17 protein-coding genes are annotated in these 21,581 nt (G+C 45.5%); 16 read left to right on the top strand and 1 reads right to left on the bottom strand.

Translation table 11 applies throughout. The features are described 5' to 3' along the window. Nucleotides 1–72: 72 nt before the first annotated feature. The 3 genes from NSU15_RS16795 (at nucleotide 73) to NSU15_RS16785 (ending at nucleotide 3,482) form a co-directional block, all read left to right on the top strand. A complete protein-coding gene (locus NSU15_RS16795; RefSeq protein WP_052414631.1) occupies nucleotides 73–1,095 on the top strand; it encodes an HD-GYP domain-containing protein in 1,023 nt (340 codons plus the stop codon). Between the two features lie 225 nt (nucleotides 1,096–1,320). Then, on the top strand, nucleotides 1,321–1,878 hold the full coding sequence (locus NSU15_RS16790) for an outer spore coat protein CotE (protein ID WP_042128379.1): 558 nt from the start codon (nucleotides 1,321–1,323) through the stop codon (nucleotides 1,876–1,878). A gap of 221 nt (nucleotides 1,879–2,099) precedes the next feature. Further along, a complete protein-coding gene (locus NSU15_RS16785) occupies nucleotides 2,100–3,482 on the top strand; it encodes a hypothetical protein (RefSeq protein WP_339286830.1) in 1,383 nt (460 codons plus the stop codon). A 115-nt stretch (nucleotides 3,483–3,597) separates the two neighbouring features. Here NSU15_RS16785 and NSU15_RS16780 read toward each other — a convergent pair whose 3' ends face one another. Further along, on the bottom strand, nucleotides 3,598–4,395 hold the full coding sequence (locus NSU15_RS16780) for a GNAT family N-acetyltransferase (protein WP_042128377.1): 798 nt from the start codon (nucleotides 4,393–4,395) through the stop codon (nucleotides 3,598–3,600). 275 nt (nucleotides 4,396–4,670) lie between these two features. Between NSU15_RS16780 and mutS the strand changes: the two genes are divergently transcribed. The 13 genes from mutS (at nucleotide 4,671) to glnA (ending at nucleotide 21,342) form a co-directional block, all read left to right on the top strand. Continuing rightward, nucleotides 4,671–7,418 carry a DNA mismatch repair protein MutS gene (mutS, locus tag NSU15_RS16775; protein WP_339286828.1) on the top strand — a complete coding sequence of 916 codons (2,748 nt, stop codon included), beginning with the start codon at nucleotides 4,671–4,673 and terminating at the stop codon, nucleotides 7,416–7,418. Nucleotides 7,419–7,450: 32 nt separating this feature from the next. Beyond that, the gene (gene mutL / locus NSU15_RS16770; RefSeq protein WP_339286826.1) at nucleotides 7,451–9,439 is read left to right on the top strand and encodes a DNA mismatch repair endonuclease MutL; all 1,989 of its coding nucleotides are present in this window, start codon (nucleotides 7,451–7,453) and stop codon (nucleotides 9,437–9,439) included. 42 nt (nucleotides 9,440–9,481) lie between these two features. After that, nucleotides 9,482–10,261: a class I SAM-dependent methyltransferase gene (locus tag NSU15_RS16765; RefSeq protein ID WP_076118750.1), complete on the top strand. Its 780-nt coding sequence runs from the start codon at nucleotides 9,482–9,484 to the stop codon at nucleotides 10,259–10,261. Beyond that, nucleotides 10,251–11,231, top strand: a complete 981-nt coding sequence (gene miaA / locus NSU15_RS16760) for a tRNA (adenosine(37)-N6)-dimethylallyltransferase MiaA (RefSeq protein ID WP_076118748.1) — start codon at nucleotides 10,251–10,253, stop codon at nucleotides 11,229–11,231. Before NSU15_RS16765 ends, miaA begins: the two co-directional genes overlap by 11 nt. 19 nt (nucleotides 11,232–11,250) lie before the next feature. Beyond that, the gene (hfq, locus tag NSU15_RS16755) at nucleotides 11,251–11,490 is read left to right on the top strand and encodes an RNA chaperone Hfq (protein ID WP_042128368.1); all 240 of its coding nucleotides are present in this window, start codon (nucleotides 11,251–11,253) and stop codon (nucleotides 11,488–11,490) included. Nucleotides 11,491–11,629: 139 nt separating this feature from the next. Then, a complete protein-coding gene (locus tag NSU15_RS16750) occupies nucleotides 11,630–14,206 on the top strand; it encodes a PBP1A family penicillin-binding protein (RefSeq protein WP_076118747.1) in 2,577 nt (858 codons plus the stop codon). Nucleotides 14,207–14,494: 288 nt separating this feature from the next. Beyond that, nucleotides 14,495–15,049: a DUF402 domain-containing protein gene (locus NSU15_RS16745; RefSeq protein ID WP_042128364.1), complete on the top strand. Its 555-nt coding sequence runs from the start codon at nucleotides 14,495–14,497 to the stop codon at nucleotides 15,047–15,049. Between the two features lie 4 nt (nucleotides 15,050–15,053). Beyond that, nucleotides 15,054–15,710, top strand: a complete 657-nt coding sequence (locus tag NSU15_RS16740) for a YdcF family protein (RefSeq protein ID WP_076118745.1) — start codon at nucleotides 15,054–15,056, stop codon at nucleotides 15,708–15,710. Between the two features lie 93 nt (nucleotides 15,711–15,803). Next, nucleotides 15,804–16,769, top strand: a complete 966-nt coding sequence (locus NSU15_RS16735) for an AAA family ATPase (protein WP_042128361.1) — start codon at nucleotides 15,804–15,806, stop codon at nucleotides 16,767–16,769. 40 nt (nucleotides 16,770–16,809) lie between these two features. Next, on the top strand, nucleotides 16,810–18,099 hold the full coding sequence (gene hflX, locus NSU15_RS16730) for a GTPase HflX (RefSeq protein ID WP_076118744.1): 1,290 nt from the start codon (nucleotides 16,810–16,812) through the stop codon (nucleotides 18,097–18,099). A 133-nt stretch (nucleotides 18,100–18,232) separates the two neighbouring features. After that, entirely contained in the window at nucleotides 18,233–19,486 is a 1,254-nt protein-coding gene (locus NSU15_RS16725; protein ID WP_076118742.1) for a methionine gamma-lyase family protein, read from the top strand. An 83-nt stretch (nucleotides 19,487–19,569) separates the two neighbouring features. Next, entirely contained in the window at nucleotides 19,570–19,980 is a 411-nt protein-coding gene (locus NSU15_RS16720; RefSeq protein ID WP_042128355.1) for a MerR family transcriptional regulator, read from the top strand. A gap of 33 nt (nucleotides 19,981–20,013) precedes the next feature. After that, a complete protein-coding gene (gene glnA, locus NSU15_RS16715) occupies nucleotides 20,014–21,342 on the top strand; it encodes a type I glutamate--ammonia ligase (RefSeq protein WP_076118740.1) in 1,329 nt (442 codons plus the stop codon). Nucleotides 21,343–21,581: the final 239 nt, after the last annotated feature.

Below are 21,581 nucleotides of genomic sequence, written 5' to 3'. Positions count from 1 at the left end.
CGATTTTATGGTGAGTTCAAATAATAGCAGGAAGTTCGGTAGTCGAATTTTCCGCATTGGCAGGTGAGGCGTATGGACAAAGTTATGGAATCATTTATCGGAAAACAACTTATAGCTAACCTTTTTAATGACAAAGGTGTATTTGTTTTACCCGCATTGACTTTATTAAGTGCTGAGCATATACGATTAATCAGTCAACATAAGATCACGTTAGAGTCACATGACGTCGTGCAGCTGGACAGCGCGGAGTTTTTCCAACTAGCCATTGATGATTGCACAGCTGCAATAGAGAATATTTTTGAACAGATTCGACATAACAAAAACAAAAGAATTCCTATGCTTGAAGTTAGAAATGAAGTCATTCCGTTTATACAGCAGGTAAGCGAAAAAAATGATTTTTATGGCGTATTGGCTGCATTGCAGTCCAAGGATGATTATACATATAGACATAATGTAGCGGTTGGCATTTTATCTACTTTGCTAGGGAAATGGCTAAAATTAAAGCCTGAGGATTTGAGTATGCTGACGATCGCTGCGACTCTGCACGATATCGGCAAAATGAGGATTCCGGATGAATTACTAACTAGACCGGGCCCGTTGACCAATGAAGAGTATCAGCTTATGAAAAAGCATACGACTTATGGTTACGAGATGATCCGTGACACTATTGGAACCAATCATATGCAAGCGCTCGTCGCCCTGCAGCATCATGAAAGAATGGACGGCAGCGGTTACCCGTTCGGCGTTCTTGGAAATCGGATCACTGATTTCAGTAAAATTGTTGCTGTCGCAGACGTGTTCCATGCAATGACATCCGACCGTTTTTATCGTAAAGCATCCCCTCTATATGAAGTATTGTTGCAAATGGAGGAAAATGTGTTTGGTAAGCTTGACCCTTATATTTGTAGAGTCTTTATTAATAAGTTAATGCAGTCAATGATAGGGAATGAAGTGGAATTGACAGATGGACGGACAGGAAAAATCATAATGATTCTTGCTACGGATCCACTGCGCCCGCTCGTGAATATTGATGAGGACTTTATTGACTTAAGCAAACATAGATCACTTGGTATTGTACGCGTAATCCCGCAATAGCGCGCTTTATAAGGCTTTTTTAACATTCAGGATAGATATGTAATAGGCTGGACCATTTTTATAATCTACTCATATCTGTACAAATTTCGAAATAAAATGAACTATGAGTCTTCTGATAAGACCTTTTGGAGGGCTTACTCAAATAAATTTATAGACTAACAATCAACAAATGCCTAGAACCTGCATACACTTGATAGTGAATGATTGTATGGAGGAGGTTTAAAGATGTCATTAAGCCATAAACGTCAAACAAGGGAGATCATTACGAAGGCAATTTGCGGCAAAGGTCGTAAGTTCTCTACAGCAACCCATACCGTGACTCCGCCACATCATCCGACTAGTATTCTGGGGGCTTGGATTATCAACCACCAGTACGAAGCGGTTGCCGCCGGGAACGGAATCGAAGTAATTGGTACTTACGATGTAAACATCTGGTACTCGTACGACAAGAACAAGCAGACCGAGGTAGCTAAAGAAACGGTCTCCTATGTGGAGCTCATTCCGCTCTCGTACCTGGACACGAGACACCGCACTTCTACCGTTGAGGTCTCTGCGGAGGCAACGCAGGAACCCAACTGTGTAGAAGCGGGCGTATCGCCAGGCGGAGGCAGTGTGACACTTCGCGTAGAGCGCGAATTCGAAGTGGAGTTGGTGGCTGAGACCAAAGTCCGTGTGTATGTTACTGAGCAAAGTGATGATCCGGAAGACAAGGATTATGATTTTGACGGTGATAGCTTCGATTACGATGATCTGGACCCTGACAATCTGGATGATGAACTGTAAGGAAGGATGCGCCGCCGCTAACTGAGTATCGATGGGTTATGGTCCATTATATGTAGGAGGGGCGGCGGCGTAGAGGGCGAATGCCCTCCTTTTTTTTATTTATTTTTTTTAGGAAATCGGATGCATTTAGTGAGAATCGGTTCGAATTCAGGGAAGTAAGATGTGAAGGAGTTAGTGCTGAGCTTTCAATCTCGGGTGGAAGGGATGGAGGGGCGAGAAAAATGAATGAAGGCTATAAAGTGTATTCGGGATTGTCAGCAGCGCAGAGAGAGTCTAGGTTACTTAGGAGTGGTATTGAAGCGACGTTGTCGTCTGCAAAACAGATCCTGTCGCGAAAAAAAGGCACAAAAACATCTATACAGACGCAGAGAAACCAGACCTCTGATGAAAGAACTCGTTTAGCCGATACATATGGTGCTCCGTCTTTCGAAAAGGCTCATAAACAGTGCTATAACATACTCGTATATAATCTGAATGTTCTTCAGATCACTCCACTTGGAGCAGGTTTAGGGATGCGAGCAGCCTTAGATGTGTTTTCCGGGGCATTAAATGAGGATCGTTTGGATAACAGTGAATCAATGAGCAGTGCCTCAGGAGAGTGGCGCGGGGTGATGAAATTGCTTCAGCGTATTGCTGTTCGAACTTTATACAGCTTGGGGCTGGATAGTGGTGAAGTACTATTGAGGGCAATGGGGAACCGGAGGTATGTTGTGGAGAGAGTTACTCCACTTTTACAGAGTTCCGGCAAATCATTGCCTGAGCCATATCGTTCCGCGGCATTAGCGCTGGAACGGAACCTTGCTCTGGAGCAGCCAGGCCGCAGCGGCCTGCTCATGGGCATGGACCCGGAGTTCATCATCCTCCGGGAATCCACCGGCCGCGTCGTGCCTGCGTCGCGGTACTTGCCCACGGACGGCGTCGCTGGCTGCGACGCCGGACCTCCGGGAACGCGGGGCGTGTTCCCGGTCGCCGAGCTGCGCCCCCAGCCGCGCGGGGAACCGCGCGCGCTGCTGGCGCAGCTGATGTCCGCCGCGGCCACGGCGGACCGGCTCATCGCTGACCGCACGCTGCGCTGGCGGGCGGGAGGCATGCCGCTGACGGGCTGGGCCCTCGGCGGCCATTTGCACTTCAGCGGCGTGACGCTGACAGCGCCGCTGCTGCGCGCGCTCGATAACTATCTCGCGCTGCCCATGCTTTTGCTTGAGGACGTCCGCGCGGGAGCGCGTCGTCCTCGTTACGGCGTGCTCGGCGATTTCCGGACTCAGCCGCATGGCGGCTTTGAGTACCGGACCTTGCCGAGCTTCCTGGTATCCCCGGTCATCGCTAAAGGCGCGGTCTATCTGGCTCATCTTATCGTGAGCCATTATGAAGACCTGACGCTGCGCCCGCTCGACCGGGAAGACCTGCATATCGCCTACTACTGCGGCGATAAATCCCCGCTGCGCGACGCAGTACCCCCTCTGCTGGCGCAGCTGCGCGCTCTAGGCGGCTACGAGATGGCCGCCCAACACATAGAGCCTTTGTTTCAATATATCGCCGCTGAACGAACGTGGGATGAATCTCGCGATATCCGTGAGCTTTGGTGCAGCAAAGTTAAAGGTTGAGCTTATATTTCAAAATATTAGAAAGTATTAGTTTTTCGCATATTCCATATATCTAATATTTCTCGCATGAACGTCTTGGGCGCCTAATAAGGGCGCCCAAGGCGTTCATGCTTGTCTACATGTACATGATGCTCCAAGAACCGATATCCTGAAATCCAAGACGTTTGTAAATAACCCCGGCATGAGGGTTGTCATAAAAGAGGCATAAAGATTTCCCTTCATGGAGCAAGTCTGTACATAGCTGTGCAACTACGCTTGTAGCTAATCCTTGCTCTCTGAATGCTTGATGCGTGGCAACCCCTACGATCATAGCCGACATGGAATTTTCTGCCGATGTTGAGGCTGTTGCAATTACCTGATCTTCACGTTTCATATAATACGTGCGGCCTGTACCACTCGCCAGTGTTTTACGTAGGCTAGTTCTCGATCCGTCCCGACTGCTTTCAAACTCTTCAATAGTATCCGTAAGCGAGCAAATCGCTTCTACATCCTGAACGGTTGCCTTTTTTATGTTTTCAGTAGATGAATTGGATGCTTTAATTTTCGGATTCATTTCCTTTAGCTCAGAAAAGTACAATTGCTTTTCTTGTTTAAAGTCAACCACTCCGTCAAAGGCTTTTACCACTTCGGTTACACCGGAAATCATATGAATATCGTTATCTTTTCGCATGATTGTAGCAAATCCCTCGACATCAAACGGCCCATCTGCATAGGGAAGATAGCTTCTATAAAAACGCAAAAGAACGGCTTTCATTCGACCATTCGTTGAATCTATCTCCCCCCATAATGTCATGAAATCCTGTTCAAACCCGAAATTCTCTACATCTCCGATGATAAATAAATTAAGAGCCGGCTCTTTCCGCAGCAATGCCATTAGTAGTTCCCGGTCATCCTCCGTGAGTCTTCGTATCATCTGATATTCTCCTTTGATTTTCTTATGAGTTGACACTCTGTGTTAAGATTTTACAATATTAAAATGCAGAAGAATATACCTCTTTCTAAGGAACAATGGATGCTTGAAAAATAAACAAACGGTAATACCCATTATGCCTTAGTAATTGTGTGAGATTTCTTAATTTTTTACCTGAGGATTGAATAGGATAAGCTTCCATGAGGTCGCAGGGTGACTTTGTACGCCGACTTTCTGTTATAATGGAGGACAGCAATAAATAGGCATGGAGGTTGACCATGGCACAATACACGCCGATGATTGAGCAATATTTGAAAGTAAAGGAAGGGGCAAAGGATGCCTTCCTATTTTTTAGACTGGGCGATTTCTATGAAATGTTCTTTGAAGATGCCATTTTGGCTTCCAAGGAGCTTGAAATTACGTTGACAGGTCGCGAAGGCGGGGGCGCAGAGAAGATCCCGATGTGTGGAGTACCTTATCACGCCGCCGAGGGTTATATTCAGCGTCTGATTGAAAAAGGATATAAAGTCGCCATTTGTGAGCAGTTAGAGGATGCTTCCGTCACTAAGGGAATGGTGAAGCGGGATATCGTACGTGTCGTGACACCGGGAACGGTTATGGATGGAAAAATCATTGCCGACAAAAGTAACAATTATCTCGTTTGTGTAACCGAAAGTGATGGGATGATGGCGTTAGCCGCTTGTGATTTAACAACAGGTGAATTGTATGTTACTTCAGTTTTATCTGGTGGAGAGTGGCTGCGCGATGAGATTGGTATTTATGAACCGGCCGAGATCATCGGAGACCCAGCTTTATTGGAACTTTTACGCAGTGAAACGCCTCTGTTAGCGAAGCCTGTGGTGTACACACCTTGGGAGAAACGCGAAGAGGAACTGGCACGCCGTCAATTTGGTGAAGCTGCATGGGTACGTTTGGAGAAAGAACGCGGACAATGTCTAGCGCTGCTGATCTCCTATCTAAACGAGACGCAACGACGTTCAATGGGACAGCTTAGTCAAATTTCCCCTTATGAACCAGGCAATTATATGATTCTTGATCCCTTCACGCGCCGAAATCTGGAACTTACTGAGACGGTCCGAGAACGATCAAAAAAAGGATCTCTCCTGTGGCTTCTAGACCGTACCGAAACATCCATGGGTGCGCGCTTGTTACGTCGTAGAATTGATAAGCCGCTGTTGCAGCGAGCTCCGATCGAACGTCGCCTAGAAGCGGTTGATTATTTGTACAATCAGTTTATTGTTCGGGAGGACCTGCGTTTAGCGTTGAAAGAAATTTATGATTTAGAGCGGCTGGTAGGTCGAATTGCCTTTGGTAGTGCGAATGGTCGTGACATGAATGCTTTGAAGCTATCGCTGGCACAAATCCCTGCTTTGAAGGAATTATGTATGACTTCGGGGTCTGCAACCTTACGCGATATTGGTGCGAGTATGGATGAATGCGCCGAGATCCGGGAGGATATCGACCGAGCAATTGTAGAGGATGCGCCGGTGTCCGTACGAGACGGAGGTATTATCCGGTCTGGTTATCATGCCCGGTTGGACGAGCTGCGAGAAGCTAGCAGTAATGGTAAACGTTGGATTGCTGAACTGGAAGCGAAGGAACGGCAAGTCACTGGCATTAAATCACTGAAGATCGGCTATAACAAAATCTTCGGTTATTTCATAGAGATTACCAAATCCAATCTGGCCGCGTTGCCGGAAGGGCGTTATGAACGTAAGCAGACGCTTGCAAATGCAGAGCGTTTTGTTACACCAGAGCTTAAGGAAAAAGAGGCACTGATTCTTGAAGCGCAAGATAAAATGACAGATTTGGAGTACAGCCTGTTTACTGAACTGCGTGATCGAATCAGCAGCCAAATACCGCGATTGCAGAATCTTGCAGAAAAGGTAGCGGAAATTGATGTGTATCAATGTCTGGCAGCTGTGAGTGCAGAGCATCGCTTCGTGAAACCAGTCCTATCCGATGGGTACGATCTTCGACTTGAAGGCGGTCGCCATCCTGTCGTAGAGGCTGTGTTAAAAGACTCGGCGTTTATAGCAAACGGAAGTACGCTCAGTAAGGAAGAGGGAAATATTCTTTTGATCACTGGTCCTAATATGGCTGGAAAAAGTACCTATATGCGTCAGGTTGCACTTATTTGCATTATGGCTCAGATTGGCTGTTTCGTTCCGGCATCCAGTGCAGAAGTACCTCTTATTGATCGGATCTTCACACGTATTGGGGCAGCCGATGATTTGATCGGAGGTCAGAGTACATTTATGGTAGAAATGGCCGACATTCAGGTCATGACAGAGAAAGCAACCGCCCGGAGTTTGATCATAATAGATGAACTTGGTAGAGGAACTTCGACTAGTGAGGGTATGGCGATCGCACAGGCGGTGATTGAGTATGTGCACGATACCATTTCTTGCAAAGCATTAGTTTCAACTCATTTTCATGAGTTGGCTCACTTAGAAGAAAGTCTTAAAGGGCTTAAGAATTATTCTATGGCCGTTCAAGAGAGTGGCGATAAAGTAAACTTCCTGCGTAAGCTCGTTCCGGGAGCGGCAGACAGCAGTTATGGAATTTATTGTGCACGTCTTGCCGGGCTTCCTGAAGGCATTATTGATCGTGCTTACGGTCTGCTTCAGAGCATCGAGCAGGCAGCGCATCAGGGAGGCTCCTCAATACATTATGGCGGTGGACTAGAGAGTCATGCCGCTGTAAAAGAGATCGCAACAACATCATCTATCCAACATTCCGATAGCCTTATCGCTGAAACGTCAGGAATTCCTGCGGATTCTTTCGTAGGAAATGAAGTTGTTCAATTGTCTATCTTTGGTGAGGAAGAACCGCGTAAGAATCGCAAAGGTGGAAATCAGGCGGCAGTAGGATCTGAAGTACAAGAGAACCCTGCAATAAAAGAATTTATCACTTCTGTACGTAACGCAGATCTTATGAATATGACTCCGCTGCAGGCTATGAGCCTGCTGAATGATCTGAAGATGAAAGCGAAGGATCTTTAATAATTGATTGCCTAAATAAGAGGTGAATGAAATTGGCCAAAATTCATATATTGGACGAGCATATTGCCAACCAGATTGCTGCGGGGGAAGTTGTAGAGCGGCCAGCTTCTGTCGTGAAGGAGTTGGTTGAGAATGCTATTGACGCCGGAAGTACAAGAATTGAGGTTTCGGTTGAGGAAGGCGGCTTACAGAGCATTCGAGTAAAAGATAACGGCTCAGGGATTGAGCCTGAGGATTGCGAGACCGCTTTTTATCGCCATGCTACAAGTAAAATCGCTAATGGGCGAGATTTATTCCAGATTACTAGCTTAGGGTTCCGTGGGGAGGCACTTCCCAGTATTGCGGCGGTATCCAAAGTCTCTCTTCTCACGGCTACTGCCGATGACGGCAAAGGACGCTTGATCGATATTGAGGGTGGTAATTTAATTCGGAATGAAGATTCCCCTTCGGGTCGTGGGAGCGATCTAGCGGTGCGTGAATTATTTTTTAATACGCCGGCAAGGCTGAAATATATGAAGAGTATCCAGACGGAGCTTGGTCATATATCGGATGCCATGTATCGAATGGCGCTAGCGCATCCGGGGATTTCTTTTACCTTGCATCATAATGGCAATCAGCTGCTGCACACGCTTGGTAACGGTGATCTGCTGCAAGTGATCGCAGCAGTATACGGGACTTCCGCAGCCAAGGCTATGCTGCCGATTACGGCAGAGGACTTGGATTATCGTATTTCCGGTTATATAAGCCGTCCGGAATGGACACGATCAAATCGGAATGCAGTGACTACCATTGTTGGAGGACGCTATATTCGCAGCAATGGTCTGAACGCGGCGATCATGCGTGCTTATCATACTTTGCTTCCGATAAACCGTTATCCGCTGCTGGTGCTTGAACTGGACATGCATCCTTCACTTGTGGATGTCAATGTTCATCCGGCTAAGCTAGAGGTTCGATTTAGTAAAGAGAACGAGCTTTACTCATTTGTTGAACAAGAAATCCGTAAAGTATTGCTGGGACAAAGTTTAATACCCCGTCCTGGTAAAGAAACCATCGGACCAAAGGGCAGTAGTTCCTTTATACAGGAACAGTTTGCTTTTTCCAAAGGAACAGTTCCGCCACCGCCATCGGTTGACGGAGGCAAGGATTCAGTTCCTCAGGGAGCTGGTAGTTCCTTCAGTAGACAACAAACATCAAACGTTGAGCTTAACGCCCGTGAGTTCAGGCAGGAGGGGCTGACTGATCATCCGATGACTCGTGAAGCGGCTCCATCTTATGGGTCGGGTTATCAGCCTACCTCTTTACAAGGACGTCAAAATAATGTGAGCAATAACTATACGAATAGTTATCACCCACAACAAACTGCTTCATCACAGAAGCAACTGCCTTCTGTTGAAAAGCTGTGGGCTCCTCCGCAGCAGCAGGAAGAACCAGGACTCCCTGCCTTCCCGGAATTAAATTATATCGGGCAGCATCATGGAACTTATATTATCGCTCAGAATGACGGTGGGCTGTATCTCATTGATCAACATGCGGCTCACGAACGAATAAATTACGAATTTTTTTATGAGAAGTTCGGACGACCTGAAGATGCTTCTCAGGATTTACTTTTGCCGATTACACTAGAGTTTACCCCTTCGGAAAGTCGTCAACTTAGTGAACGTCTGCATTGGTTTCAGCAGGCCGGAGTGTACCTTGAGCATTTTGGGGGACAGACATTTTTAATTCGATCCTTGCCTTATTGGTTTCCTGAAGGCGAGGAAAAAGCGATCGTTGAAGAAATGGCGGAGTGGGTCTTAAGTGAACGCTTGATTGACCTTGCGAAGCTGCGTGAGAAATCATCAATACTCTGTTCATGTAAAGCTTCTATCAAGGCTAACCAGAAACTAACAGAACAGGAAGTCGAGGCATTGTTGTCTCGTCTGGCAGCTTGTAAGCAGCCGTATACCTGCCCGCATGGGCGGCCGATTGTAATTTCTTTTTCATCCTATGATTTAGAGAAATTGTTTAAACGGGTGATGTGATTGTACGATTAGAAATTTGTTGTAAGTATGACTGGAGGCAACATGATTATAACTACGGGTTATAGCCCGATAATGGAAATTGTAGAGCGAGCTCAGAATCTCGCAGAGAGAACGGGCTGTAATTACGCTCCACGGGAGAAATTCTCCATACCCAAGCTGGTGGAAAAATACGGAGATGAGGATATTCTAATTCTTTCTCAAGAAGCTGTTCGTTTACACCGATTAGGGATGGAGCCGATGGAGTTTCACCCGAGCATGGGGTTCGTTCGCGCGAAACGGATTCTAAAGGGTGATATTGAACCGATGCTTGTCGCCGCTCGAATGCTTCCCGGAGATAGTGTATTAGACTGCACAGCGGGTCTAGGTGCTGATTCCTTGCTGTTTGCTGTACATGGTGGTGAGTCCTCTATAGTTACCGCTCTGGAGAGCTCATTGCCGCTGTACGCACTGCTCTATGAAGGAATGCGTCACTATACCTCTGGGCAAGTATTGGTGAATGAGGCGTTACGTAGAATTAATGTCGTGCATAGTGAACATTTGGACTACTTACGGGCTCAACCGGATCGAAGTATTGATATTGTCTACTTCGATCCGATGTTCCGGGTGCCACTTACGGGTTCTGCTTCAATTTCTCCGCTGCGGCAGTTTGCTAATCAAGCTGCTTTATCTCTGGAGAGTGTAGCTGAGGCAGTGAGAGTTGCTCGTAAAACGGTTCTTTTGAAAGAGAAAGCTTTAAGCGGCGAATTCGAACGTCTTGGTTTTACAGAGCTGCTTCGGAGCAACTCTAAAACATCGTACGGGGTGATACACATTGACAACTAAAGAGAGACATAAGGTTCTAGTCTTATTAGGACCAACAGCCGTAGGTAAAACCAGGTTAAGTCTGGAGCTAGCGGCCGCCTATAATGCAGAGATCATTTCTGGCGATTCGATGCAGGTTTATCGTGGTATGGATATTGGTACAGCTAAGATCACTCCAGCTGAAATGATGGGAATTCCCCACCACCTAATCGATATTCATGATCCACAGGACCCATATTCTGCAGCTGAATTTCAGGAGCAAGGCAGCAGACTGATCGAGGAAATAAGCAACCGTGGGAAACTTCCATTTATTGTAGGGGGGACGGGTCTATATATTGAATCCTTGTGTTACGGATTTCAATTCTCTGAAGCTGTAGCTGATGAAGCGTTTCGAAAAGAGCAAGATCAATTCGCAGAAGTGCATGGAGCGCTTGCACTGCATGCCAAACTTGAAGCGGTTGATCCGGTCAGTGCGGCGAAATTGCATCCAAATGACCGTCGAAGAATTATACGGGCACTGGAAATTCATCACCAGACAAACACCACTCTGTCCGCTTCACATGCCGCTCAAAAGAAGGAGTCACCCTATGACTTATGCCTTATCGGTTTGACAATGGACCGCAAAATACTATATAAACGTATTGAGGACCGAATTGATAGCATGCTTGCGGATGGTCTTGTTGCTGAGGTAAAAGGACTGCTGGATAACGGTTACAGCAGAAGCCTTGTGTCCATGCAGGGGTTGGGCTACAAGGAAATTGCCGCTTACCTCGCAGGAGAACTGACGCTAGAGGAAGCTGTGGTGCTGCTCAAACGCGATACTCGCCGATTCGCCAAAAGACAGTTGTCATGGTTTCGCCACATGAAGGAAATCGAGTGGATCGATGTCGAAGGTGAGCAAAACTTTTCTGAGAATTTCTCAAAAATACGTGCTATAATAGCAGGAAAGTTTCTCTCAGGTCTTGAATATACTTCTGAACAATATAATTGAACCATTGGGGGTACGTCATATGAACAAGTCCATTAACATCCAAGATACATTCTTGAACCAACTACGCAAAGAAAATATCCCTGCTACAGTATATCTGACCAACGGTTTTCAAATCCGGGGAATTATTAAAGCTTTCGACAATTTTACAATCGTTATTGATAGTGATGGGCGCCAGCAAATGGTGTATAAGCATGCGATATCCACATTTACACCACAACGCAGTGTGTCACTCATGCAGGACAATAGTAACGAAGAATAACATTTATCAAATTTGAAGTGAAACCTTTCTTGTTTATAAATCGTTTGAATAGAGAGTGCTAGAGCAACCTGAGAAGGTTGTTCTTTTCATTCAGAGCAGTCCATACATGATTTATCAAGGAAGGGAGTCAGGAGGCATCATGTCTAGAGATGATTCATCAAGGACGAATAACAATAGAAATAGAGGATCGTCCAGTTCCAATTCTAATTCAAAAACAAAACCTAAAAGTAAAAAGAAAAAGAAATTTTTAACGAAGAAGCGTGTGCTGTGGAGCTTGTTCTTTGCTACAGCGTTGGCCATTTTCTGTGCGCTGGGCGGTTATCTGTTCATTATGCTGAATGGTCAAAAACTTCTTCTTGAGAACCAAGATAAGCTAACCGTTAATGAAACTACAAAAGTATATGACCGCAATGCTAATTTAATCGGTGAATTATCGCTTGAGAAAAGTGATCCTGTAGAGTATGAGAAGATCCCTCCGTTATTGATCAATGCCTTTGTGGCTACAGAAGATAAACGCTTCTTTGAGCATTCTGGTGTGGATTTATGGTCTATCGGCCGGGCAGCGGTAAAAGATATTGCTGCACGCAGCATGGTAGAAGGCGGTAGTACCATTACTCAGCAGCTGGCCAAAAACATCTTTTTGACACGGGATAAGACATTTTTCCGTAAAGCGACTGAGGTATCCATTGCTGTAGCGTTGGAGAACCAGAAATCTAAAGAAGAGATCATTACCATGTACCTGAACCGAATAAACTTTGGGGGTACGATCTACGGAATTAAAGCAGCATCAGTAAGATATTTTGGCAAAAGCGATCTGAATGATCTTAAGGTTTGGGAAATTGCGACATTGGCTGCGATGCCTAAGGGACCGTCTCGTTACAACCCATTGCGCAACCCAGAGCTTTCAAAGGAAAGACGAGCAGTAGTGCTTCAGCTCATGTATGAGCAAGGATATATTACGGAGCAAGAAAGAGACGAAGCACAAGCCGTGGATTATAATTATAAGCCGCCTGAAAAGAAACAGCGTTACCAAGCTTTTATTGATTTCGCAGTGGAAGAAGCGGAAGAGAAGTTTGGCTTGTCTGAAGATGATCTGAATATTGGTGGTTACAAGATCTACACCACGATGGATAAGCACGCTCAAGAAACCGTAGAGGATGCTTTTGCAGACAGTGATAACTTCGAGAAGAGTGTAGACGACGAGCTGGTACAAGGTTCTATGACCATCGTCAATCAGGAGAATGGTGGCATCGTCGCACTTCTAGGTGGACGGAATTATGAGAAAAAAGGTTACAGCCGTGTAACGGGCAGCCGACGTTCTCCAGGTTCAGCTTTTAAACCAATCGTTTCTTATGCTCCAGCACTGGAAACAGGAAAATACAACATGAATTCTACGCTTAGCAACGAGAAGCAGTGTTTCGCGAACTATTGCCCAACTAACCTTCACGGGTATTCTAAGAGTATCAGTATGAGTGATGCTATACAGAAATCAGAGAATATTCCTTCGGTCTGGTTGCTTAATGAAATTGGAGTGAATACCGGATTTAAATTCGCCAAGAAATTAGGGATTGGACTGGAAGATGAGGACAAGAACCTTTCACTAGCTCTCGGAGGTATGAGCAAAGGAACGAATACACTGGAAATGGCACAAGCCTACAGTGCTTTTGCAAATGGCGGTGAACTACGAGAATCTTATTCGATTAAATCGATCACTGATAGCAGCGGAGAGACTGTCTTCAAAGCCAATACAACTCCTGAACGTGTAATGAGTAAGGAGACGGCTTATCAAATGACCGAGATGATGCAAAAGGTTGTTGAGAGTGGTACAGGTAGAAAAGCAAGGATTGACCGTCCTGTTGCTGGTAAGACCGGTACAACTCAAAGTGGATATTCTGGAATCAGCTCGAACCGTGACGTATGGTTCGTAGGATACACACCAGAATGGACAGCAGCTGTGTGGATGGGTTATGACAAGCCAAGTAAGAAGCATCTGCTTAAGAATAGCAGTGGGCTTGCCGCAGCATTCTGGGGCAAGGTGATGGAGGAAGCGTTAAGGGATGTTCCTAAGAAGTCTTTCCCACAGCTAGATAATGAAATTGCTCCTGAGCCTACTGAAACACCAGAACCTGCTCAGAATGTTAGTGGTCTTACAGCAGCCTATGATCCATCTACGATGACAGTAAACCTGGGTTGGAAGGCAGTTCCTGTTGCAGGTGTGGAATATCGTATATATCGTAGAGAGACCTCTGAGGCAGATTTTAGCTTATTGTTAAATACGGTCACGACTAGTGCAGGAGATTTTAGTGCAATGCCTGGGCTGGTTTACGAGTACTATGTTACTTCTTATGATCCTGCGACCCAATTGGAAAGTGAACCATCAAATGTGGTTACTGTCTCTGTGCAGGATGAGATGCCAACACCTGAGCCGACTATTGATCCTAATCTTCCGACACCAACACCTGAAGATGGTGGGGATAATGGAAATGGCAATGGTAATGGTGGGAATAATGGTGGTGACAATAATGGAGGCGGGAATAATGGTGGAACAGGTACCTTGCCTGAAATCACTACGCCTCCACCGTCAATAACACCGATACCTACCGCGCCACCAGATGTACCTTCTGGAGGCGGGACCTCAGGGAATGACAGCGGTAATGCAACGACGAGCCCTGATCAAGAGGTTGGCCATTTGAATGGAGATTCTTCTGTTCAATAAAGACGCTTAGAATTTATGAAGTTAGCTATTCTTTACCCGAGGCTGTCTCAAAAGTAGTGAATGCTACTAATGAGACAGCTTCTTTTTTTTGAGTAGGGTTAACGTGCTCCTTGAAGAGAATGGTACTTTGAATGGACTGTTGTCATCCATTTCAGCTACATTGCCAGTTACAACTCCTTACTTTGCTAACTGTATTGTAATAATAATTGGTTGTATTTTACGGGATGTTTTGAGTGTATCCGCTAAATGTGTTAAGCTGAAGACACCATACTGGAGAGGGTAATTTCTATGAAACGTAAATTCGGAGACCGGGCCAACTGGCGCCGGATTACGCGTCGCCATTTTGCCTGCCGCTATGTGGAGAGCCGGGAATTCAGCGGATATATTACGCTTTATACCATCTACGGGCTGAAAGAACCACTGTGGAAGAGCTATGGACGGCATACATATCGTATTGCGGATAAAGGTTATTCCTGGCTGCAATATTTCCCCAAAGACAGTCACTATATTGTGACGGCTATGTTCGACGAACGGCAAAATATCATTCAATGGTACATAGACACCTGCAAGGTTCAGGGCGTCACAGACCAAGGCGTTCCATGGTTTGATGATTTGTATCTGGATGTGGTTGTGCTTTGGAACGGCGAGGTTTTCTTGCTTGATGAGGATGAATTAGAGGAAGCACTGGAGAGGGAAGATATTTCCGAGAGTGATTATAAACTCGCCTGGGAGACAGCCAATACTATTTTGCGCGGCATTGATGCTCATGCTTTCCCTTATTTCTCACTATCTTTGAAGCATCGTGCCGAATTATTTCATCATGGAGAATTCAGGAGGAAATAAAGAAATGGAATGGTACGTCTACGGAAGAGGATCTTCCCCGATTCGGATTGTTTCCAAAAAACGCAGATTCTGGTCGAAACGAACGTTGCTTATCGCTTTATCGATTATTGTGATTGCTGGATTGTTGTGGTGTGCTTATGCGTTAAACAATATTAATAAAGCTGCCACGACAGATCCTATGCAAAAGGCGGAAGTTGGGATCATTCTTGGTATGTCGATGTGGGGGGATGAGCCAAGCCCTGGACTCAAGGAAAGACTGGATTACGGACTGAAGCTTTATGAAGAAGGGATGTTCCCGCATCTTATTGTTTCTGGTGGTTTAGATAAACCTGATTTACAATATACCGAAGCTCAAGGAATGCGTAATTATTTGGTTGCTAAAGGCGTGCCGGATAGCGCTATTTTTGTAGAGAATGAAGCTACCAGCACTTACGAGAATCTTTTGTATAGTAAAGAGATTATGGCGCGTGAAGGCTTGTCTTCAGCAATAATCATTACGCATACTTATCATGGGTGGCGGGCTCATGAAATTGCAGACGAGCTTGGATATGTGAATCCTGAGCTTGGACTTACAGAATCCACCGTTCTATCGATGACAAGACATAAATCACGTGAGATTCTAGCCTATACGAAATGGAAGCTTCAGCAGCTATTCCTGTGATTTGTCCAAAAAATCCCGAATCTTCTAATAACACTTCATTTGATGGAATAGACTTGATAAGAGAAGTCAGCCCTGGATAATGAGGTGATACCGATGAGCGGACGCGTAGCAGCGGCCAGTGGACGGGAGGAAGAAAGACCGTCTCGACAAATCAACATTGTATTGCGGAGTCAAGAGCCTCCGGCTATAACTCACCCTACTGGAGAGAGTCGGCCACTGCCTCCAAAAAATCACGGCCACACTAGCTTGTTCCAAGAGTTAACACAAGAATTGGAGGGTTTAGTGGGTCTGGACAATATCAAAGAGCTAGTCTTTGAAATCTACGCTTTATTACAGATTGCACAAATGCGTGCTGAGGCAGGACTTGCAAGCGGCGGGCAAGCCTATCACATGGTTTTTAAAGGAAATCCCGGAACGGGTAAAACAACTGTAGCTAGAATCGTAGCCAAGTTGTTCCAACGTATGGGTGTACTGACCAAAGGACATCTCATTGAGGTGGAAAGAGCTGACCTTGTCGGCGAATACATTGGTCATACAGCACAGAAGACTCGTGATCTGGTGAAAAAGGCTTTGGGCGGCATTTTGTTTATTGATGAGGCTTATAGCCTTGCTCGTGGCGGGGAAAAGGATTTTGGAAAAGAAGCGATTGATACGTTGGTCAAGGCCATGGAGGATCATCGCAGTCAATTTATACTTATCTTAGCGGGGTACTCTGGGGAGATGGAGTATTTTTTGATGAGCAATCCTGGATTGCCTTCACGGTTTCCAATACAAGTAGAATTTCCTGATTATACGATCGACCAACTGTTGCAGATTGCTGAACTAATGGCAAAAGATCGCGACTATATTTTGATGCCACAGGCGATACTCAAGTTAAAGCAGCATTTGTTAGTAGAGAAGACGGAAAGTCTTCATGCTTTCAGTAATGCGCGGTATGTTCGCAACGCCATTGAAAAAGCTGTTCGGGGGCAGGCTGTAAGACTGCTTAACCAGTATGAAAGTACCAGCCCAGGCAAGCAGGAATTAATGACGCTTCGAACTGAAGATTTTAAATTATGATTTACAGGATACTATCACCGTCATAAGGAGCATGGCATACATGGCAATAACTACGCATGATACGGAAACAGATGTACAAGATCGAGCGATATTGGTAAGTCTCGTCACAGATAAAATTAAAAGAACAGGAATTGATCCTGAGCTTTCTCTGCAGGAATTAGTGCAATTAGCTGAAACGGCAGGTGTTGAAGTTCTGGATGTGCTGCGTCAGAATAAGGAAACGCCTGATGTTAGATGGTTTATTGGTAAAGGCAAGGTAGAAGAGCTCCGAATGGCTGCTGAGGCTCACGGGGCTAATACAGCTATCTTTGATCAAGAATTGTCCGGAGCCCAAGTACGGAACCTTGAGGAGGCTCTGGATCTTAAGATTATTGACCGGACGCAGCTTATTCTGGATATTTTTGCGGGGCGTGCGAAGACGCGAGAAGGGATTATTCAGGTTGAGCTGGCACAATTGTCCTATCTGTTACCCCGGCTTTCTGGCCAAGGCAAGAACTTATCTAGACTAGGTGGCGGGATTGGGACTAGAGGTCCGGGCGAAAGTAAGCTGGAAACTGATCGCCGGCATATTCGTGATCGGATTACGGAGCTGAAGCGTCAGCTTGATGAGGTCGTTAAGACTCGGGAGCTACATCGGGAGCGTCGCCGCAAGGCGGGAGCGGTGCAAGTCGCACTTGTTGGGTATACGAATGCAGGGAAATCAACGCTGCTTAAGCAACTTACCGATGCGGATGTCTATATTGAAAACCAGTTGTTTGCCACACTGGACCCAACCTCACGTGTTCTTGAGCTAGCAGGTGGTAAAGAGGTTGTGCTTACGGATACTGTAGGCTTCATTCAGAATCTTCCGCATGATCTAGTCGCTTCTTTCCGTGCAACGCTGGAGGAAGTCAATGAGGCCAATTTGGTGTTGCATGTGGTGGATGCCTCTTCACCAATGCGTGAGGAGCAGATGGAGGTTGTTCAAACTATTTTGCAGGACTTAGGTGCAGCTAGTACTCCTCAAATCGTACTCTTTAATAAAATTGATCTTTGTCAGCCTGAACAACTGGAAATGTTGCCGACAGGTACAGGATACTTGAAGATCAGTGCATTTAATCCTGAAGATTTAACTCGGATTACCGAAATGATCGCTGATGAACTGGCTGGCGACACACTCAACTTCCGCATTCCCGGAGACCGAGGTGACATTTCTTCCTTGCTCTATAGGGTGGGTGAAGTTCTGGAAACGACTTATGACGAGAACGATGTGCTCTATAACGTTCGTCTCAACAAAGAGGATTATGACAAATGGGGTTACATGCTTGCTGATTTTGTGGACCAGCAGTAATCTTGTCAGTTATTCCTAAAGTGGAAATGCTGCGTATATAGGTATAAAATAATAGCTAATCTAGAAAGCGTCAGTTAACTGCCGCTTTCTGTCATTATGATGGCAAGTAAATGTAAGGAGCGAATAAGAACGAATGGTAGTTTTTGCAGAGGATATTTTGAGCGCGGCAGAGGCCGCAGAAGTTGAAATAGAAGGCGCTGTCAAAGCCCTTGATCGTATGGTAGATAAGAATCAGTGGAAGGTTATAGAAGCGTTCCAGCGTCATCAAGTCAGTGATTTTCACTTTGCCGGTTCAACGGGGTATGCGTATAATGACCGTGGCCGTGAAGTGTTGGATCTTGTCTATGCTGACGTTTTTGGTGCGGAATCTGCTCTGGTACGCCCGCATTTCGCTTCAGGAACACATACGATATCAACAGCTCTATTTGGTGTGCTACGCCCAGGTGATGAGCTGCTGTATATCACAGGACGTCCGTATGATACCCTACATAAGGTAATTGGACATGCCGGCGATGGGACAGGCTCTCTCGCAGATTTCGGGATCACTTATCGAGAGGTTGCTCTGACGGCAGAAGGAAAGATCGATTGGGATGAGGTAGCTCTCTCTATTAACGAAAATACTAAGGTAATTGGAATCCAAAGGTCACGAGGATATGATTGGCGTGCTTCTTTCACAGTAGCTGAAATTGGTGAGATGACTTCGAAGGTAAAGTTGATGAAACCGGAAGTTATTGTATTCGTAGACAATTGCTATGGTGAGTTTACCGAAGAGCTTGAGCCACCACAGGTTGGTGTAGATTTGGTAGCAGGTTCGTTAATTAAGAACCCAGGTGGCGGTATTGCTGAGACCGGCGGTTATATCTGTGGTCGACAGGATCTTGTGGAATTAGCAGCTTATCGTCTAACCGCTCCTGGTATCGGTGGTGAGGTAGGGGCTATGCTAGGAACAACTCGTGGTCTTTACCAAGGATTGTTTATGGCTCCGCACACTGTAGGGCAAGCACTAAAAGGGAGCATTTTTGCTGCATCAGTATTTCAGCGCTGCGGGTTTGAGACGAAGCCGGCGTGGAATGAGCCGCGGACAGATTTAATTCAGGCGGTTTCCTTTGATGGTCCAGAACACTTAATTGCCTTTGTTCAGGGCATTCAGCGCGCTGCGGCTGTAGACAGCCATGTGGTACCAGAGCCTTGGGATATGCCAGGTTATGAACATCCTGTTATTATGGCGGCAGGTACGTTTATTCAAGGTGGAAGCTTGGAGTTATCTGCAGATGCACCTATACGTGCTCCTTTTATTGGGTACATGCAAGGTGGATTAACTTATTCACATGTGAAATATGGCGTTTTGATGGCGCTCCAAAGTATGCGTGAAAGAAAATTGCTGTAAGAATATCTCACACACCATTGACACGCTGTATTAGGAAATGTACAATGAGATCAGAAAAAGATCATTGGAAGGTTGGATGAGTCATGGGTGATGAAATCCGCAGAAATATGGCACTATTTCCTATTGGAATTGTAATGAAGCTGACTGATCTGTCTGCAAGACAAATTCGTTATTATGAGCAGCACAGTCTGATCGTACCAGCACGTACGTCGGGGAATCAGCGGTTGTTCTCTTTTAATGATGTTGAGCGCCTATTAGAAATTAAAGCACTGATAGAGAAGGGTGTTAATATTGCTGGCATTAAGCAAGTGATGAATCCTGTCTCTAAGGAATCCGAGGAAGCAACTGTTATTACACCTGATACAGAGGTTAGACGTAGAGAGCTATCCGATTCCCAGTTACACCGAATGCTGAAGCAAGAACTAGTTTCCGGTAAAAGACCGGGACAAGTGTCTTTGATTCAAGGTGAGTTATCCCGGTTTTTTAATAAATAATAATATATAGAAGTTTGAAAGGGAGAGGATCACATGAGCTGTTCTAAAGAGGATATTTTACGCATTGCCAAGGAAGAGAATGTTCGTTTTATTCGTCTGCAATTTACGGATCTATTAGGTACTATCAAGAATGTTGAAATTCCAGTTAGCCAATTGGAAAAAGCACTTGATAACAAGATGATGTTTGATGGTTCTTCCATCGAAGGTTACGTACGGATTGAAGAATCCGATATGTATCTCTTCCCTGACCTTGATACATGGGTTATCTTCCCTTGGGTGACAGATAGTCGTGTAGCACGTCTGATTTGTGATGTTTACATGCCAGATGGAACACCTTTTGCTGGAGACCCACGTGGTATCCTCAAGCGTTGTCTGAAGGAAGCAGAAGAAATGGGTTTCACAGCTATGAACGTTGGACCTGAACCTGAATTCTTCCTATTCAAGACTGACGAAAGAGGCAATCCAACTACGGAATTGAATGACCAAGGTGGTTATTTCGACTTAGCGCCAACAGATCTAGGAGAAAACTGTCGTCGTGAAATCGTATTGACCCTTGAAGAAATGGGCTTTGAAATCGAAGCTTCTCACCATGAAGTAGCATCCGGCCAGCATGAGATTGACTTTAAATATGCTGATGCGATTACTGCTGCTGACCAAATTCAAACCTTCAAGCTGGTTGTGAAGACGGTAGCCCGTCAACACGGCTTGCATGCAACATTTATGCCTAAACCATTGTTCGGTATCAACGGATCTGGTATGCACGCTCACCAATCCTTGTTCAAAGGCAAGGAAAACATGTTCTACGATGAAAGCGACAAGTTGGGTCTGAGCAAAACTGCTCGTTACTACATGGCAGGTATTTTAAAGCACGCTCGTGCTTTTGCAGCGATTACTAACCCAACAGTGAACTCATACAAACGTCTTGTTCCTGGTTATGAAGCTCCTTGCTACGTAGCTTGGTCTGCGAGTAACCGTAGCCCGATGATTCGTATCCCGGCTTCTAGAGGCCTTAGCACACGTGTTGAAGTTCGTAACCCGGACCCAGCAGCTAACCCATACCTCGCACTTGCTGTTATGTTGAAAGCAGGTCTTGACGGAATTAAACGTAAGCTTGATCTTCCAGCTCCAATTGACCGTAACATCTATGTGATGTCTGAAGAAGAGCGTATTGAAGAAGGTATTCCAAGCTTGCCATCCGATTTGAAAGAAGCACTTAGCGAAATGATCCGCAGTCATGTTATTACCGAAGCTCTCGGTGAACATGCTCTGGCTCACTTCTACGAGCTGAAAGAAATCGAATGGGATATCTACAGAACACAAGTTCACGAGTGGGAAAGAGCACAATACATGACTCTTTACTAGGACTGTTAAACCCCTTGACGCTAATGGCGTTGAGGGTTTTTTTTGTGTGTGGGCGTGGGAGTAGTAAGGGACCTTTGTAATGACGGTGCCCACAAGATGCCCACAAATAAATAGTGGGTGCTATTCGAGGATAGATCTCATATGGGCTTCGTACAATTTTGGAATTACCCATATTTTGATTACTAGTAAGAAATACTTGAGAACGTAAATTATACTTTTGAAATAAAGTGACCATACTC

This window comes from Paenibacillus sp. FSL E2-0201, assembly GCF_037963325.1.
In the GTDB taxonomy this organism is placed as follows: Bacteria; Bacillota; Bacilli; order Paenibacillales; family Paenibacillaceae; genus Paenibacillus_AQ.
This window is presented reverse-complemented; position numbering and strand designations above follow the sequence as displayed.

Coding starts and splice junctions, on each gene's coding strand:
- NSU15_RS16720 (WP_042128355.1), top strand. CDS start 19,570: ATGGGTGATGAAATCCGCAGAAATATGGCACTATTTCCTATTGGAATT.
- hflX (WP_076118744.1), top strand. CDS start 16,810: ATGGCAATAACTACGCATGATACGGAAACAGATGTACAAGATCGAGCG.
- NSU15_RS16735 (WP_042128361.1), top strand. CDS start 15,804: ATGAGCGGACGCGTAGCAGCGGCCAGTGGACGGGAGGAAGAAAGACCG.
- glnA (WP_076118740.1), top strand. CDS start 20,014: ATGAGCTGTTCTAAAGAGGATATTTTACGCATTGCCAAGGAAGAGAAT.
- NSU15_RS16780 (WP_042128377.1), bottom strand. CDS start 4,395: ATGATACGAAGACTCACGGAGGATGACCGGGAACTACTAATGGCATTG.
- NSU15_RS16725 (WP_076118742.1), top strand. CDS start 18,233: ATGGTAGTTTTTGCAGAGGATATTTTGAGCGCGGCAGAGGCCGCAGAA.
- NSU15_RS16765 (WP_076118750.1), top strand. CDS start 9,482: ATGATTATAACTACGGGTTATAGCCCGATAATGGAAATTGTAGAGCGA.
- NSU15_RS16750 (WP_076118747.1), top strand. CDS start 11,630: ATGTCTAGAGATGATTCATCAAGGACGAATAACAATAGAAATAGAGGA.
- mutS (WP_339286828.1), top strand. CDS start 4,671: ATGGCACAATACACGCCGATGATTGAGCAATATTTGAAAGTAAAGGAA.
- NSU15_RS16745 (WP_042128364.1), top strand. CDS start 14,495: ATGAAACGTAAATTCGGAGACCGGGCCAACTGGCGCCGGATTACGCGT.
- hfq (WP_042128368.1), top strand. CDS start 11,251: ATGAACAAGTCCATTAACATCCAAGATACATTCTTGAACCAACTACGC.
- NSU15_RS16785 (WP_339286830.1), top strand. CDS start 2,100: ATGAATGAAGGCTATAAAGTGTATTCGGGATTGTCAGCAGCGCAGAGA.
- NSU15_RS16740 (WP_076118745.1), top strand. CDS start 15,054: ATGGAATGGTACGTCTACGGAAGAGGATCTTCCCCGATTCGGATTGTT.
- NSU15_RS16795 (WP_052414631.1), top strand. CDS start 73: ATGGACAAAGTTATGGAATCATTTATCGGAAAACAACTTATAGCTAAC.
- NSU15_RS16790 (WP_042128379.1), top strand. CDS start 1,321: ATGTCATTAAGCCATAAACGTCAAACAAGGGAGATCATTACGAAGGCA.